15 protein-coding genes and 1 other RNA gene are annotated in these 16377 nt (G+C 72.1%); all 16 read left to right on the top strand.

Features of this window, described 5'->3' with window-relative positions; translation table 11 throughout:
- Window positions 1-93: 93 nt before the first annotated feature.
- A complete protein-coding gene (locus tag J2W20_RS01230; protein WP_307003880.1) occupies window positions 94-1389 on the top strand; it encodes a D-alanyl-D-alanine carboxypeptidase family protein in 1296 nt (431 codons plus the stop codon).
- A 46-nt stretch (window positions 1390-1435) separates the two neighbouring features.
- Complete coding sequence (gene prfB, locus J2W20_RS01225; protein WP_307003879.1) at window positions 1436-2554, top strand: peptide chain release factor 2; 1119 nt, start codon at window positions 1436-1438, stop codon at window positions 2552-2554.
- Between the two features lie 228 nt (window positions 2555-2782).
- The gene (locus J2W20_RS01220; RefSeq protein ID WP_307003877.1) at window positions 2783-3979 is read left to right on the top strand and encodes a substrate-binding domain-containing protein; all 1197 of its coding nucleotides are present in this window, start codon (window positions 2783-2785) and stop codon (window positions 3977-3979) included.
- A 5-nt stretch (window positions 3980-3984) separates the two neighbouring features.
- Window positions 3985-4752, top strand: coding sequence for an ABC transporter ATP-binding protein (locus J2W20_RS01215; RefSeq protein ID WP_307003875.1), 768 nt, complete (start codon window positions 3985-3987; stop codon window positions 4750-4752).
- Complete coding sequence (locus tag J2W20_RS01210; RefSeq protein WP_307003873.1) at window positions 4749-5474, top strand: ABC transporter ATP-binding protein; 726 nt, start codon at window positions 4749-4751, stop codon at window positions 5472-5474. The genes J2W20_RS01215 and J2W20_RS01210 overlap by 4 nt, the downstream gene beginning before the upstream one ends.
- Complete coding sequence (locus tag J2W20_RS01205; protein ID WP_307003871.1) at window positions 5471-6343, top strand: branched-chain amino acid ABC transporter permease; 873 nt, start codon at window positions 5471-5473, stop codon at window positions 6341-6343. The genes J2W20_RS01210 and J2W20_RS01205 overlap by 4 nt, the downstream gene beginning before the upstream one ends.
- Entirely contained in the window at window positions 6340-7467 is a 1128-nt protein-coding gene (locus tag J2W20_RS01200; RefSeq protein ID WP_307003869.1) for a branched-chain amino acid ABC transporter permease, read from the top strand. Before J2W20_RS01205 ends, J2W20_RS01200 begins: the two co-directional genes overlap by 4 nt.
- Window positions 7464-9023, top strand: a complete 1560-nt coding sequence (locus tag J2W20_RS01195; RefSeq protein WP_307003867.1) for an AMP-binding protein — start codon at window positions 7464-7466, stop codon at window positions 9021-9023. The genes J2W20_RS01200 and J2W20_RS01195 overlap by 4 nt, the downstream gene beginning before the upstream one ends.
- Entirely contained in the window at window positions 9020-9676 is a 657-nt protein-coding gene (locus tag J2W20_RS01190; RefSeq protein ID WP_307003864.1) for a TetR/AcrR family transcriptional regulator, read from the top strand. Before J2W20_RS01195 ends, J2W20_RS01190 begins: the two co-directional genes overlap by 4 nt.
- Window positions 9669-10682: an alpha/beta fold hydrolase gene (locus tag J2W20_RS01185; protein WP_307003863.1), complete on the top strand. Its 1014-nt coding sequence runs from the start codon at window positions 9669-9671 to the stop codon at window positions 10680-10682. The genes J2W20_RS01190 and J2W20_RS01185 overlap by 8 nt, the downstream gene beginning before the upstream one ends.
- 115 nt (window positions 10683-10797) lie before the next feature.
- A complete protein-coding gene (gene ftsE, locus J2W20_RS01180; RefSeq protein ID WP_307003860.1) occupies window positions 10798-11520 on the top strand; it encodes a cell division ATP-binding protein FtsE in 723 nt (240 codons plus the stop codon).
- The gene (gene ftsX, locus J2W20_RS01175; protein WP_307003858.1) at window positions 11517-12431 is read left to right on the top strand and encodes a permease-like cell division protein FtsX; all 915 of its coding nucleotides are present in this window, start codon (window positions 11517-11519) and stop codon (window positions 12429-12431) included. The genes ftsE and ftsX overlap by 4 nt, the downstream gene beginning before the upstream one ends.
- Before the next feature lie 20 nt (window positions 12432-12451).
- A complete protein-coding gene (locus J2W20_RS01170; protein ID WP_307003856.1) occupies window positions 12452-13912 on the top strand; it encodes a M23 family metallopeptidase in 1461 nt (486 codons plus the stop codon).
- A gap of 84 nt (window positions 13913-13996) precedes the next feature.
- Window positions 13997-14467 (top strand): SsrA-binding protein SmpB, encoded by a 471-nt coding sequence (smpB, locus tag J2W20_RS01165; RefSeq protein ID WP_307003855.1) that lies wholly within the window; start codon window positions 13997-13999, stop codon window positions 14465-14467.
- Between the two features lie 23 nt (window positions 14468-14490).
- Complete coding sequence (locus J2W20_RS01160; protein ID WP_307003853.1) at window positions 14491-15816, top strand: glycoside hydrolase family 3 N-terminal domain-containing protein; 1326 nt, start codon at window positions 14491-14493, stop codon at window positions 15814-15816.
- A gap of 143 nt (window positions 15817-15959) precedes the next feature.
- Window positions 15960-16328, top strand: a transfer-messenger RNA (tmRNA) gene (gene ssrA / locus J2W20_RS01155).
- Window positions 16329-16377: the final 49 nt, after the last annotated feature.

The following is a 16377-nucleotide window of genomic DNA, read 5'->3' as shown; positions in this document are numbered from 1 at the left end:
GCCGGTGGTCCCTTGTAGGCCACCAGGGCCAGCCCTAGGATGCGGAAAGATGACGAGCGGACGGCGCCAGCCGGCCCGAGATCAGGGGACGTCATGACCACCTTGCTCCGCAGATGCGCGGCGATCCTCGCCGCGGTGCTCCTCGCCGGTGGGATGGGGGCCTCGCCGGCAAGCGCACTCGACGACGGCGGAGCGATCAACGCCGCCTACCAGCGGCTCGGCGGGAGCGCAGGGCGCCTGGGCAGCCCCACCGACGCCGGACGCTGTGGGCTCAGGGACGACGGGTGCGTCCGGCACTACCAGGGCGGCAGCATCCACTACTCGCGCCCGAGCGGAGCCCACGCGACCTGGGGAGGCATCGAGGCCAGATGGGCGGGGCTGGGCTGGGAGGCCGGCCAGCTCGGGTACCCGCTGGGCGAGGAGCACTGCGGCCTGCGCGGCGGGGGCTGCTACCAGGACTTCCAGGGCGGGAAGGTCTACTGGTCTCCCGCGTCCGGGGCCAACCCGGTGTGGGGCGCGATCCTGCAGCGCTATGCGTCGCTGGGGTGGGAGACCGGGCGCCTCGGCTATGCCCTCGGGAGCGAGCACTGCGGCCTGCGCGGCGGGGGCTGCTACCAGGACTTCCAGGGCGGGAAGGTCTACTGGTCGCCGGCCTTCGGAACGAACCCGATGTGGGGCGCGATCGGGGCGTACTGGGCGTCGTACGGGTGGGAGAACGGGCCCTTCGGCTATCCGACCTCGGCCGAGGCGTGCGCGGGCACGTGCACGCAGAGCTTCTGGGGCGGCCAGATCACGTGGAATCCCACGGCGCCGATGTCCTACCGCCTCTGGGACTGGAATCCGCTCGTCGCCGTGAACAAGAGGCGGTCGCTGAGCCCGCTCGCGTACGCGCCGCCCTCCCTCGTCTGGGTCGGCACCCAGCAGATGCGCGCGGACGCGGCAGGCGCGCTCCGCCGGATGATCGGCGACGCAGCCGCGGCAGGGGTTTCCATCACCACCGTCAGCGGGTACCGCTCCTACAGCGACCAGGCGGCGCTCTACGCCTCCTACGTGGCCCGCTACGGCCAGGCCTACGCCGACACGATCTCCGCCCGCCCCGGGTTCAGCGAGCACCAGACCGGGCTCGCCATGGACATCGGGAACCCGGGCGCCCCCTGCGGCCTCCAGGCGTGCTTCCGTGACACCCCCGCCGGGAGGTTCGCGGCTGCCAACGCCTGGAAGTACGGGTTCATCGTGCGCTATCCCGACGGCTTCCAGGGGATCACCGGGTACACCTTCGAGCCCTGGCACCTGAGGTACGTGGGAACCAACGCCGCCGCCCAGATGCGCTCCTGGGGCGTGCCGACCCTCGAGCAGTACTTCCTGATGCCCGCCGCCCCCGGCTACTGAGCGGGCGCGCGGCCGTGCCGCGGCCATGGCGTAATCTTGGATGGATATGGCTGACATCGACTTCCCCGCAGAGATCCGCGCCCTCCGCGCCACCCACTCCTCCATCGAGCAGGTCACGGACGTCGCCTCGCTGCGGGCCGAGATCGCCGAGCTGAGCGAGGCCGCCGGCGTCCCGGACCTGTGGGACGACCCCTCGAAGGCCCAGCAGGTCACGTCCCGGCTGTCCCACCGGCAGTCGGAGCTCGAGCGGGTCGAGAAGCTCGGGGAGCGGATCGACGACCTCGAGGTCCTCGTGGAGCTCGCCAAGGAAGAGGGCGACGACGACGCGCTCGCCGAGGCGTCGAAGGAACTCGGCTCGATCAGCAAGGCCCTCGAGGAACTCGAGGTCGTCACGCTCCTCAACGGCGAGTACGACGAGCGCGAGGCCGTCGTGACGATCCGCGCCGGAGCGGGCGGCGTCGACGCCGCCGACTTCGCAGAGATGCTCATGCGCATGTACCTCCGCTGGGCCGAGCGGCGCGGCTACTCGACCAAGGTCATGGACACCTCCTACGCGGAGGAGGCGGGCCTGAAGTCCGCGACCTTCGAGGTCAACGCCCCGTACGCCTACGGCACGCTCTCCGTCGAGGCCGGCACGCACCGCCTCGTGAGGATCAGCCCGTTCGACAACCAGGGGCGCCGCCAGACGTCCTTCGCGGCCGTCGAGGTGATCCCGCTCATCGAGCAGACCGACCACATCGACATCCCCGACAACGAGATCCGCGTCGACGTCTTCAGGTCCTCGGGCCCGGGCGGCCAGTCGGTCAACACCACCGACTCGGCCGTGCGCCTCACGCACATCCCGACCGGTCTGGTCGTCTCGATGCAGAACGAGAAGTCCCAGATCCAGAACCGTGCCGCCGCCATGCGCGTCCTGCAGTCCCGGCTCCTGCTGCTGAAGAAGGAGCAGGAGGACGCCGAGAAGAAGGCGCTCGCGGGCGACGTCAAGGCGTCCTGGGGCGACCAGATGCGCTCCTACGTGCTCAATCCGTACCAGATGGTCAAGGACCTGCGCACCGACCACGAGGTCGGGAACACGGCTGCAGTCCTCGACGGCGACATCGACGACTTCATCGACGCCGGCATCCGCTGGCGCGCCGGCCAGCGGCAGCACGCCGAGAGCTAGAGCGGCGCCGAGTTCCCCGGGCCCGGAGCCTCCTCGCGGAGGCTCCGGGCCTTTTTGGTGCGCGCGCGGGGTGACCTCGCGCTCCCACGGGGCGACCCCGGCGGAAGGGGAGGGGCCCTGGACGGCGTCCCCTCGCCGTCGTACGTTTTCCGTAACCTGAATCACCTTTCATGTTGAACCGGCCAGTCCGCCGGAACCCTCCGAACCACCCGCACGAAAGGCACCCGCGTGAAGGCAACGACGAAGTTCCTCCTCACCGCCTCCCTGGCCACAGGCCTCGCCGCGACCGGCTGCGCCCCGAGCACCTCCAGCGCCTCCACGGGCGGCACGGACTCGGCCCGCACGGTCAACGTCGGCATCGTCTACTCCAAGACGGGCCCGCTCGCCGCCTACGGCGCGGCGTACTACCAGGGACTCCAGGCCGGGATCAAGTACGCGACCGGGGGCACCGGCAAGGTCGGCAACGCGACCCTCAACCTGACCTACCAGGACGACGGGGGCGATCCGGACAAGGCCGTCGCCGAGGCCAAGGACCTCATCGGCAAGGACTACAAGATCCTCGCCGGCACGGTCGTCTCGGGCGTCGCCCTCAAGCTGGCCCAGCAGGCCGAGCAGAACAAGGTCCTCTACATCTCGGGGCCCGCCGCCACCGACGCGCTCCAGGGCGTCAACAAGTACACGTTCCGCTCCGGGCGGCAGTCGCTCCAGGACGTGGCGACGGCCGGCACCTTCGTGGACAACCTCCAGGGCAAGAAGATCGTGGTGTTCGCCCAGAACAACGCCTTCGGCCAGGGCAACGTCGCGGCCGTCAAGGCGGTCCTGGGCGCCAAGGGCGCCACCGTGCAGCAGGTCCTCGTGCCCGAGGACGCCACCGAGTTCACCCCGTTCGCGCGCCAGATCATCGATGCCAAGCCCGCGATGACCTTCGTCGCGTGGGCCGGCGCCACGAGCGGGGCGATGTGGCAGTCGCTCACGCAGCAGGGCGTGTTCGACGCCGCCCCCGTGGTCACCGGTCTGGGCGACGCCTCGACCTTCTCGGCCTACGGCGCCGCGAGCGGCAAGATCAGCTTCCTCAGCCACTACTTCCCGGGCGCCGGCGGCAACAACGCCGTCGAGGAGGAGATGGTCAAGGACGTCGAGGCCGCCGGGGCCAAGCCGGACCTCTTCACCCCGGACGGCTTCGTGGCCGGCCAGATGATCGTCCAGGCCGTCAAGTCCGGCGCGTCGGTGGATGACATGGTCAAGGGCCTCGAGGGCTACTCGTTCGACGGGCCCAAGGGCAAGGAGAGCGTGCGGGCCTCGGACCACGTGCTCGTCCAGCCGATGTACCAGGCCAAGCTCGTCCAGAAGGACGGCGCCTGGACCCCGCAGCTGGTCAAGGCGGTCCCGGCCGACGCCGTGGCCCCGGCCGAGAAGAAGGGCTGAGAGGCGTGGCAGCGGGCCCGGGGCGTCCCGCCCTCGCGGTGGAGGGCCTCGGGCTCGCGATCGGCGGCGCGAGCATCCTCGCCGAGGTCGGCTTCGCCGTCGCCCGGGGGGAGATGCTCGGGGTGATCGGTCCCAACGGCGCAGGCAAGACCACCCTCTTCAACGTCCTCTCGGGCCTCGCCCGGCCCACTGCGGGCCGCGTGCTCCTGGAGGGCCGGGACGTCACCGGCCTGACGGTGCACCGGCGGGCCAAGGCGGGGCTGGGACGGACGTTCCAGACCTCCAGCCTGTTCGGTGCCCTCACCGTGCTCGAGAACGTCCGCCTCGCCGCCCAGGCGCGGCTCGGCGGCTCGCTCTCGGTCCTCGCCTTCCCGCGGACGCACGACGCCGCCACCCGCCGCGCGCGCGAACGGCTCGCCGAGGTGGGGCTCGCCGACAAGGAGGGGCTGCGGGCGCAGGACCTCTCCCACGGAGACAAGAGGAAGGTGGAGATCGCGATGATGCTCGCGACCGACCCGAGCGTGGTCCTGCTCGACGAGCCCATGGCGGGCGTCGGCTCGGGCGACGTGGGCGCGCTGACCGAGGTGATCCGCGGCCTCCACCGGGACCGCGGGACCACCGTGCTCATGGTCGAGCACCACATGGAGGTGGTCCTCGGGCTCGTGGACCGCGTCGCCGTCATGCACCACGGGCGGCTGCTGGCCATCGGCACCCCGGAGGCCGTCATGGCCGACGACACCGTGCAGGCCGCGTACCTGGGGGAGCCCGTATGACCGCGGTCCTGGCGATCGAGGGGCTCTCGGCGCACGTGGGCGGCCAGCAGGTGGTCGAGGACGTCGCGTTCGACGTGCCCGACCGCGGCGTGACCGCCCTGCTCGGCCGCAACGGCGTGGGCAAGACGAGCACCATCAAGGCGGTCCTCGGCCTGATCGGGCGCCGCGGGCGGGTCACCCTGGCCGGCGAGCGGATCGACGGGGAGCCGACCCACCGGATCGTCCAGCGGGGCGTGGGCTATGTGCCGGAGGACCGCGAGGTCTTCTCCAAGCTCACCGTGCAGGAGAACCTGCAGCTCTCGGTCCGCGGGCGCGGCTCGAAGGAGCGCCGGGACCTGGTCGCGGACCTGTTCCCCGACCTCGTCCGCCGGGCCCATCAGGCGGCCGGGACGCTCTCGGGCGGCCAGCAGCAGATGGTCTCCCTCGCCCGGGCGCTGCTGAACGAGAACCGGATCCTGCTCGTGGACGAGCCGACCAAGGGCCTCGCGCCGAAGGTCGTCCAGGAGGTGGCCGTGGCGCTCGAGGCCGCCGCCCGGGTGGTCCCGATCCTGCTCGTCGAGCAGAACCTGGCGGTGGTCCGCAGGCTGGCCGCCGGGGCGATCGTGCTCTCGGGAGGGCGCGTCGTGCACCGCAGCGACGATGCCCGGGACCTGCTCGACGACGAGCCGCTCACGCGCCGCCTGCTCGGCGTCGGCGGGGACGCCAAGGAGACCGCCCGATGAGCACCGTCATCCTCCTGCTCGTCACCGGCCTGGGTCTGGGGGCGCTCTACTTCCTCGTGGCCTCGGGCCTGTCCCTCATCTACGGGCTCATGGGCGTCCTGAACTTCGCGCACGGGTCCTTCCTCACGCTCGGGGCCTTCCTCGGCTGGGAGACCGCGCGCCGGCTCGGCGCGGACTCGTGGTGGTCCTTCCTGCTCTCGCTCGTGGTGGGCGCGGCCGCGGGGGCGGTCGTCGCCGCGGTCACCGAGCTCGCGCTCATCCGCCCGCTCTACCTGCGGCATATCGAGCAGGTGCTCGTCACCGTGGGGCTCTCGCTGGCAACGGTGGCGCTGTTCGACGGGATCTGGGGCACCGACGCCGTCTACATCGGCGGCCCGGCCTGGTTCAAGGACACGACCGACATCCTCGGCGCCAAGGTTCCCAACGACAGGTTCGTGGCGATCGCCTGCGCCGCCCTCGTCCTCGCGGGCCTCGTGGTCTTCCTCCGCCGCACCCGGTACGGCCTCATCATCCGCGCCGGCGTGGAGAACCGGGCCATGGTGACGGCGCTCGGCATCGACGTGCGGAAGGCGTTCACGCTCGTCTTCGCGATCGGGGGCGCCGCCGCCGGCCTGGGCGGCGTGCTCGCGAGCCACTACTTCGGCTACGTCTCGCCCCTGCTGGGCGGTTCGCTGCTCATCTTCGCGTTCATCGTCACCGTGATCGGGGGGCTGGGCTCCCTCACCGGCGCGGCGATCGCCTCGGTCGGGGTCGCTGTGCTCCAGCAGTTCGCCAACTTCTACTTCGGGATCGGTGATTTCGTGGTCGTCCTCGCCCTCGCCGTGGTGCTGCTCGTCCGCCCCCGCGGCCTCCTCGGGGCGGCGGCATGACCGCCCGGGCAGAACGTCGTCGGCCCCGCGTCCGCCGCGGCGCCGCGCCGTGGGGACGGGTCGCCGGCGGCGCCGCCACGGTCGCGGCCCTGGCCCTGCTGCCGCTCCTCGCGATCGACCTCCCGGGCGTCCTGCCCGGCCCCACCTACACGCCGGGGTCGCTGCAGCTGCTCGCCCTGTGCTTCGCGATGGCGGCGGCGGCCCTGAGCTACCACCTCCTGCTGGGCGCGGCGGGGCTGCTCTCGTTCGGCCACGCCCTCTCCTTCGGCGCCGGGGTGTACGGCCTCGCCGTGATCCTCGGCCACCTCGGGCTGCCCCTGGCCCCCGCCGTGCTGCTGGCCCTCGTGCTGGCCATCGCCCTCGCCCTCGCCGTGGGGAGCATCAGCCTGCGGGTCGGGGGCATTCCGTTCGCGATGGTGACGCTCGCCTTCGCTCAGGCAGGCTCGGTGCTCGTGCGCCGCAACCCGGGCGGGGCGACCGGCGGCGACGAGGGGCTGAGCCTGTCCGCCGAGCACCTGCCGGACGCCCTCGTCGGCGTGGTCAACACGCGCAACCTCTACTGGCTCGCGCTCGCGGCACTCGTGGCGGTCTACGCGGTGGTGCTGTGGATCCAGTCCAGCCGGGCCGGCCACGTGGCCGAGGCCGTCCGGGAGAACGAGCTCAGGGCCCGGGTGCTGGGGCTGGCCCCCTTCGCTCCGAAGCTGATCGTGTTCACTGTCGGCGGGGCGCTGGCCGCGGTGGCCGGCATGGTCTTCCTGCTCCTGCAGTCGGGCGCCGTGCCGAGCTCGGTCTCCTCGGACTTCACCATCACCCTCCTGGTCATGGTGGTGCTCGGCGGCGTCGGGTCGCGCTGGGGCGCGGTGGTCGGGGGCGTGCTCTACACGCTGCTCGACCAGCGGCTCGCCGCGCTCGCGGCGTCGCCGGCCATCAAGGAGCTGCCCCCCGTGCTGCGGATCCCGCTGTCCGAGCCCCTGTTCATCCTCGGTACGCTGTTCATCCTCGTGGTGGTGTTCCTTCCAGGCGGCCTCGCCGGCGCTGCCGCGAGGCTGCGGCCGCGCCGCCGCGGCGCCGCACGCGCGCCCGAGCCGGAGGAACGGCTCGACCGAGTACTGGAGGACGCATGAGAGCACAGGGCGCCGACGGGCTGCACACCCTCGGACGGTGGACGGCCGACCGCGCACGGAGCACCCCTGAGCGCATCGCAGTGGACGACCGCGGCGTGACCCTCACCTACCGCGAGCTCGAGCAGCGCTCCGCCGCGCTCGCCGACGCCCTCGCGGACGCCGGGTACGCCCCGGGGCAGCGGATCGCGACCCTCACGGGCAACAGCGCCGACCATGTGGTGGTCTTCTTCGCCTGCGCGAAGGCGGGGCTCACGCTCGTCCCGCTGTCCTGGCGGCTCGCCCCGGCCGAGCTCGCCGAGCAGCTCGCCGTGTGCGCACCCGCGCTCCTGGTCATCGAGGCGGAGCATGCGGCACTCGGCGCCGCCGCGACCGCGCTCCTCGCCGAGCCGCCGCGGACTGCGCGGCCCGGCCGCGAGGGGATCGAGCGCGGCCTCCCGCGGGCGGGGGACGCGGTCCCGCGGCGCGGGGTGGACGACGACGATCCGCTGCTCGCGGTGTTCACCTCCGGGACCTCCGGGGGGCGCGCCAAGGCCGCCGTCCTGACCCACGCGAACTGCTTCTGGACCAACCTCTCGTTCTCGCGCACCGTGGAGGTCGGCCGCGACGACGTGGTGCTGTGCATCATGCCGCAGTTCCACGTGGGCGGCTGGAACATCCACGCCCTCCTGGCCTGGTGGACCGGGGCGACGGTGGTCCTCGAGCGCGGCTTCGACGCCGGCCGCGTCCTGCAGCTCATCGCCCAGCGCAGGGTCACCACCATGATGGGCGTCCCGGCCCACTACCTCATGCTGTCCCAGCACCCCGGCTTCGCCCGCGCCGACCTGACGAGCCTGGACCGCGCCGTGGTCGGCGGCGCGCCCATGCCGGCGCCGCTGCTGCGCACGTGGCACGCCCGCGGCGTCGCCCTCACGCAGGGCTACGGGCTCACCGAGGCCGGCCCCAACGTGCTGTGCCTGGCTCCCGAGGAGGCGCTGCGCCGCGTCGGGTCCGCGGGGACGCCGTACCCGCACGTCGAGATCGCGGTCGCGGACCCCGCCACCGGCCAGGAGCTCGAGGGCGAGGGACGCGGCGAGCTGTGGGTCCGCGGCCCCGGCGTGTTCGCCGGCTACCTCGACGACCCCGGCGCGACCGCCGAGGTCCTCGTGGACGGCTGGCTGCGCACTGGAGACGTCGTCGAGCGGGACGCCGACGGGTTCCTCCGCGTCGTCGACCGGCTCAAGGACATCTACATCTCGGGCGGGGAGAACGTCTCGCCCTCCGAGGTCGAACAGGCCCTGCTCGCGCACCCCGCGGTGGCCGACGCCGCGGTCGTCGGCACCCCGGACGAACGCTGGGGAGAGACGGGCCTGGCCTTCGTCGTCGCCCGCCACGGCGCGGCCACCGACGCCCAGGAGCTCACGGAGCACCTCCGCGGCGTCCTCGCGCACTTCAAGGTCCCCCGCACCATCGAATTCGTCGACGAGGTGCCGCGCACGGGCCTGCACAAGGTCGCGAGGGCCAGGCTGCGGGCCGGGGCAGAGCGCGGCGCAGGGTCCGCGACGGGGGAGCGGGCGTGAGCGCCCAGCCCCGCACCGCCCGCGGCACGAGGACCCGGGCGAGGCTGCTCGCCGCCGCTGAGGACGTCTTCGCCTCCGCCGGCTACCACGACGCCTCGATCGTGAAGATCACCGAGCAGGCGGGGATCGGCCTCGGGACCTTCTACCTCTACTTCGCGGGCAAGCAGGAGATCTTCGACGAAGTCGTGGACGACCTCAACGCCCGCGTCCGGCACGCGATGACCGAGGCGGCCCGCGCGGCGGGGACGCGACTGGAGGCGGAACGGGCGGGGTTCCGGGCGTTCTTCCGCTTCACCGCGGAGCACCCTGCGCTGTACCGGATCATCCGGCAGGCCGAGTTCGTCTCGCCCGCGGCCCAGCGGCGCCACTACGAGAAGATCGTGCGCAGCTACGTCCACGGCCTCGCCGCCGCCCAGGAGGCGGGCGAGGTCCGGCCCATGGACCCCGAGGTGGCGGCCTGGGCCCTCATGGGCATGGGCGAGCTCTTCGGGATGCGCTACATCCTGTGGGAGGCCGAGGACCGCGGGGCCGACGGTTCCCGCGTGGAGATCCCGGACCGGGTGCTCGACGAGCTCATGGGCATCATCCAGCGCGGCCTGGCCCCCGCGCCGGCACCAGCAGACAGACCGAGAGAGGACGGCTCGCATGAGTGAGACCCTGGACTACCGCACCTTCGACGTCGCGGTGCGCGGCGGTGCGCTGCGCGCCGGAGAGTGGTCCCGGAGGGGCCGCGAGGGGGGACAGACGGTCCTCGCCGTCCACGGGGTCACGTCCTCCCACCTCGCCTGGCCGTTCGTGGCCAGCACGCTGCTCGCGCCCCCGGCGGAGTGGCCGGGGGGCTCCGCGGACGACGCCGGGGGGCCGGGTTCCGCCCCCGGCGTCGCCCGGGTGGTGGCCCCGGACCTGCGCGGCCGGGGGCGCAGCAACGCGCTGCCGGGGCCCTACGGCATGACGCAGCACGCCGACGACCTCGCCGCCGTGCTGCGTGCGGCGGGCGCGGACGCGGACCGGCCCGCCGTCGTCGTGGGCCACTCGATGGGCGCGTTCGCGTCCCTCGTCCTCGCGGACCGGCATGCCGAGCTCGTCGAGCGGCTCGTCCTCGTGGACGGCGGCATCCCGCTCGCGCCGCCGCCCGGCATGAGCCCGGAAGAGGCGCTCCAGGCCCTGCTCGGACCCGCCGCCGAGCGCCTGCGGATGGAGTTCACGAGCCCCGAGGCGTACCTCGACTACTGGGGGCCGCATCCGGCGTTCACGGGGGCCTGGACGCCCGAGTTCGAGGACTACATCCGCTACGACCTCGACGGCGCCGCGCCCCGCCTGCGCCCCGCCACCGCCCTGGCCGCCCTCGCTGACGACAATGCCGACCTGTACGGCGGAGAGTCGCTCTTGGGCGCCCTCGACCGGCTCCGCGTGCCCACGCTCCTGCTGCGGGCCGAGCGCGGGCTCCTCGGCCAGCTCCCGCCCCTCTACCCGGCCGAGGTGATGGACCGCGTCCGGCAGGAGCACCCCGCGATCGACGTGCACGACGTGCCGGGGACGAACCACTACACGATCGTCATGACCGAGGACGGCGCGTCCGCCGTGGCGCGGGCCGTGCTGGCCGGGGCGCCGCTCGCCGCAGACGCGTCCGCGCCCCGGGACTCCGACACGCCGGGGTGAGAACCCCGGGACGTCCCGCCCTTGTGCTTATAGTCGAGCAGCCGGCGCCCCCTGCCTCCGAGCCTCGCCCGAGCGCCGGGCTCAGGACGCGTGCGTCCCGACGGGTTTGAGAGCAATGATCCGCTTCGACAATGTCACGAAGGTCTACGACCGGAAGGCCCGCCCGGCGCTCGACTCCGTCAGCCTCGAGATCGAGCGGGGCGAGTTCGCCTTCCTCGTCGGCGCCTCGGGATCCGGCAAGTCCACCTTCCTCCGCCTCGTCATGCGCGAGGAACGGGCAACGAGCGGCGCGGCGCTCGTGGCCGGGCAGAACGTGGCCTCGCTGCCGAGCTGGCGCGTGCCCCGCCTGCGGCGCGGCATCGGCGTCGTCTTCCAGGACTTCCGGCTCCTGCCGCAGAAGACCGTGTTCGCCAACGTCGCCTTCGCCATGCAGGTGATCGGGCGCAGCCGCGCGATCATCCGCGACGCCGTCCCCGAGGTCCTCAAGACGGTGGGCCTGGAGGGCAAGGGCCACCGCATGCCGCACGAGCTCTCCGGCGGCGAGCAGCAGCGCGTGGCGATCGCCCGTGCGGTCGTGAACCGCCCCGGGATCCTCCTCGCGGACGAGCCCACCGGAAACCTCGACCCGACCACGTCCCAGGGGATCATGTCCGTCCTCGACCGCATCAACCAGAACGGCACCACCGTGGTGATGGCCACCCATGACACCGACATCGTCAACTCGATGCGCAAGCGCGTGATCGAGCTCGTGGACGGACGCGTGATCCGCGACGAGGCCAAGGCGCTGTACACGTCGATGATCCCCGCGGTGGCCCCGGCCGGGGGAGAGCGCGCATGAGGGCCGCCTTCATCCTCGGCGAGATCGCGAGCGGCCTGCGCCGGAACCTGACCATGGTCGTCTCTGTGGTGCTCGTGACCTTCGTGTCGCTGACGTTCGTGGGCGCCGCCGGCATGCTGCAGCTGCAGATCAACCAGATGAAGGGCTACTGGTACGACCGCGTGCAGGTGGCCATCTTCCTGTGCAACGGCACCTCGAAGGCCCCCGGCTGCGTCTCCGGCGCGGTGACCGACGACCAGCGCAAGTCCCTCGAGGCCCTGCTGTCGTCCCCGGCCGTCGCCCAGTACGTGTCCGACTACCACTTCGAGTCCCAGAACGAGGCCTACCAGCACTACCGCGAGCAGTTCGCGAACTCCCCGATCGTGGACTCCGTGACACCGGACCAGCTCCCGGCCTCCTTCAGGGTCAACCTCAAGGACCCCCAGAAGTACCAGATCATCTCCGAGACCTTCTCCTCGCGGCCGGGCGTCCGGCTCGTCAGCGACCAGCGGGAGGTCCTCGAACGGCTCTTCTCGGTCATGAACGCCGCCTCGCTCGTCGCAATCGTCATCGCGGGGGTCATGATCGTCTGCGCGATCCTCCTCATCGCCACGACGATCAGGCTCTCGGCCTTCAGCCGGCGCCGTGAGACCGGGATCATGCGCCTCGTCGGGGCGTCCAAGCTCATGATCCAGCTCCCGTTCGTGCTGGAGGGCACCATCGCGGCCGTGATCGGCGCGGTGCTCGCCTCGGGCACCCTCTGGGCCGTGGCCAAGTTCTTCCTCGGTGACGTCCTGACGTCCCAGTACCCCGGGACGGCGTTCATCTCGCCCTCCCAGACCCTCATGCTCGCGCCCCTGCTCGTCGGAACGGGCGTGGTCCTCGCGGGCGTCTCATCGATGCTGACCCTGCGTCGGTATCTCAAGGTTTAGACGGACAGGAGCGCAGACCGATGCAGGTGGTCCCCACACGAGCCGGCTTCGTGCCCGGGAGAGGCCGTACGGCGTTCCGCCGGGCCACCGGGCTCACGGCGGCGGCGATGCTTGTGGTCACCCTCACGCTCGCCGGCTCGGTGGCGAGGGCGGACAACCTCGACGACCAGAAGGCCCAGCTGGACCAGCGCGCCCAGGAGGTGAAGGACTCCCTCGAGTTCCTCGACGGGCGGATCCAGCAGACGGCCGCGGACCTCGCGACGTACCAGGCCCGGCTCCCCGGGGCCCAGCAGGCGCTGCTCGACGCCCAGGGCCGCGTCGCCGCCGCGAGCAACGAGGTCGACGCGCTGGCCGTCCGGGTCGACGCGGCGCAGCAGAGCAAGGCCAAGATCACGGCCCAGCTCCAGAGCGACCGCGGCAAGATGGACAGCACCAAGAAGCTCATCGGCGAGATCGCGAGTGAGTCCTACATGTCCGGCGGGGTGCCCTCGAACGTCGGGCTCATGCTCGGATCGGGGGAGACAGGCTCGCTGACCGGTTCGCTCGACCTCGCGGACACCGTGATGGAGAGCCAGAACACGGCGCTGGACCAGCTCGCGCAGCAGAACGCGGCGAACGTGAACTCGCAGGCGCGCCTCGCGGCCGTGGAGGCCGAGATCAAGGACCTCAAGGGCAAGGCGGACGAGGCTCTCAAGAAGGAGCAGGCCGCCCGCGACGACGCCGCGGCGAAGAAGGCCGCGGTGGACAAGCTGGTCGACGACACTGGCCGGCTGAGCAAGGAACTCGAGGCGCAGAAACCGGCCATCCAGAAGCAGATCGCCGACGTCAAGGCGCAGCAGGACCAGGTCGCTGCCCAGATCCAGGACCGCGACCGCAGGCTCCGCGAGGCATGGGAGGCCGAGCAGCGGCGCATCGCCGCCCAGCGGGCCGAGGAGGCCCGGCAGGCCGCCATCCGCGCCGGCCAGGCCCGGGCGGCCGCCGAGGCCGCAGCCCAGGCCGCTGCCAACCAGGCCGCGGAGGAGACGCGCCAGGCGCAGTCGGCGGCGGTGACGCCCTCGGCGTTCGGGCTCATCCACCCGTTCGACGGCAACATCCCCATCACCTCGGGCTTCGGCTGGCGCGCGACGCCGCCGGGCACGATCGACTTCTACGGGACCGGCGGCTACATGCACACCGGCATCGACTTCGGCGCCGCGTGCGGCACCCCGGTCCATGCCGCCGCAGCAGGCACTGTGACCGTCGGCGGATGGACCACCGGCGGCGGTGGGTGGACGGTGATGATCTCCCACGGCGTGGTGAACGGGAACTCCCTGACGACCGTCTACTACCACAACACGAACGTCGTGGTCTCGCCGGGCCAGCAGGTGAGCCAGGGGCAGCTGATCGCCTACTCGGGCAACACCGGCAACTCGACCGGCTGCCACGCACACTTCGAGACCTGGCTCAACGGCCAGCCCGTCAATCCCATGGGGCTGCTGTAGACTGGTAGGTCCCGTGCCGCCACCCGCGGCAGCGAACGTCCGCCCTGATCGCAGACCGATCACGAATCCGCAAGGAGTGCCGCCGTGCCCAGAGAGAGTGGCCGGAAGGTCGTGGCCACCAACCGCAAGGCCCGGCACGACTACGAGGTCCTGGACACCTGGGAGGCCGGGCTCGTCCTCATGGGCACCGAGGTGAAGTCGCTCCGCGAGGGCCACATCTCCCTCGCCGAGGGCTTCTGCCACTTCGACCGGGGCGAGCTGTGGCTCGAGGCGGTCAACATCCCGGAGTACACCCAGGGGTCCTGGACCAACCACCCGTCCAAGCGGAAGCGCAAGCTCCTGCTGCACCGGGAGGAGCTCGCGAAGATCGAGCACAAGGTGAACGAGTCGGGGTTGACCGTGGTGCCGCTGCAGGTGTACTTCAGCGACGGCCGCGCCAAGGTCGAGATCGCGCTTGCGCGCGGCAAGAAGGACTACGACAAGCGCCACGCCCTCCGCGAGGCGCAGGACAAGCGGGAGGCCCTGCGCGCCATGCGGGCCCGGAACCGCCGCTGACGGAACGGCGCCGGAGACAGGACATGCCCCACAGGAACTGGAAGGCCTGGGCCGCGGTCGCGGTGGGCATCGTTGCCGTGCTCGCGGTGGCGGGCGCGCTGATCCTGCCGCGCCTGCTTGCAGGCCCCACGGCCGCGCCGGGACCGACCCCGTCCGCGGCGGGCACCAGTCCAGCCACCGCCTCGCCCTCGGGGGCCAGCACCCGGCCGACGCCGACCGTGACCCCGAGCGCCGCCGGTGCGCCGCCGACGTCGTCCGCCCCCGCCCGGGGTCCGAGCACGACGGCGAGCCCCCCCGCAGGCCGCCCGGCCCAGATCCTGGCCTCGATGAGTCTCGAGCAGCGGGTGGGGCAGATCATCATGGTCAGCTCCCCGGCGGCCGGTCCCGACGCCGCGGCCCTCGACGCCATGCGCCGGCTCCACATCGGCAACGTCTTCCTCAAGGGCCGCTCGACCGCCGGCGTGGGGGCCGTGGCCGCCGTCGTCCGCGGCATCAGGGCCGAGGCCACGGACGCCGGGACCCGGCGGGTGGGACAGTTCATCGCCACCGACCAGGAGGGCGGCCAGGTCCAGGTCCTGCGCGGCCCGGGGTTCTCCGACATGCCCACGGCCCTCGCGCAGGGGGGCATGGCACCCGCAGCGCTGCGGGCCGCTGCCGCGGGGTGGGGCCGCGAGCTGGCCGCCGCGGGCGTCAATGTGAACTTCGCCCCCGTCATGGACACCGTGCCGTCCGCGGCATTCGCACCGCAGAACACGCCCATCGGGCACTTCCAGCGCGAGTTCGGCTACACCCCGGCGGCGGTCTCCGCCCACGGCATCGCCTTCGCCCAGGGGATGGCCGACGCCGGCCTCATCGCGGTGCCCAAGCACTTCCCGGGCCTCGGGCGCGTCACGGCGAACACCGACACGGCCTCCGGCGTCACGGACACCGTGACCGGCCGGCACGATCCCTTCGTCGCGCCCTTCGCGGACGCGGTGGAGGCCGGGACGCCGTGGATGATGCTCTCCAACGCCTCCTACCCGGCCATCGACCCGCGGCACGACGCAGTCTTCTCCCCGACAGTGATCGGGGGCATGCTGCGCGGCGACCTCGGCTTCCGCGGCATCGTGGTCTCGGACGACCTGTGCGACGCGGTCCAGCTCTCCGGCGTGGCCCCCGAGCAGCGCGGGGCGGACTTCCTCGCCGCCGGCGGCACGCTGGCGCTGTGCACGGACCAGCAGCTGGCTCCGCGGATCTGGGCCGGGATCGTGGCCCGCGCGAAGGCAGACCCGGCGTTCGCCTCGACGGTGGACGCCGCCGCGCTGGCCGTCCTCGGGGCGAAGGACCGTGCAGGCCTCCTTCCGCGGTGACGCTGGCACTGGCGCTGCTGGCGGGCGGTGCGGCCGGGAATGCGGCCGGGAATATCTGCGCCGCCCCACGCGCTATACTGGCTGTTCCGACGGTTCGCCGGAGGAGTCCCGGTTCAGGCCGGGGCGGTTTGACAACCACATACGGGGATGATCGGTTTCGACGGTGTAGGTCGAGACAGGGGAAGCGGGCCGAGGATGCAGAGTCATCTCGTCAACGCTCTCTGTAAACCAATAAGTGCCAACTCTAAGCGCACTGACTTCGCCCTCGCTGCCTAAGTAGCGAGCAAGTCCGTCAGCCCGGGAATGCTATCGTCCCGGATCCTGGCGTCGATTAGATAGCCACTGCTGGCAGCTCTCGTCGTCGGAGCTGCTGGGACTTTTAGACGACTGGGCCCGGGTCAGCCACTGGTGTGCATGATGGCTGGGGCCGAGAAATCCCGACGCACACTGCGCCCGGAGAATACCTGGCAAAACCGCACCGGACGGGGGTTCAATTCCCCCCATCTCCACCCTGGACTGCAGCGGTCCCTCCGTACGGAGGGACCGCTGCAGTGTCTTAAT

The organism is Sinomonas atrocyanea, from assembly GCF_030812675.1.
GTDB classification, from domain to species: domain Bacteria; phylum Actinomycetota; class Actinomycetes; order Actinomycetales; family Micrococcaceae; genus Sinomonas; species Sinomonas atrocyanea_B.
Note: the sequence above shows the minus strand (reverse complement) of the source record. Positions and strands in the feature narration are given on the sequence as shown.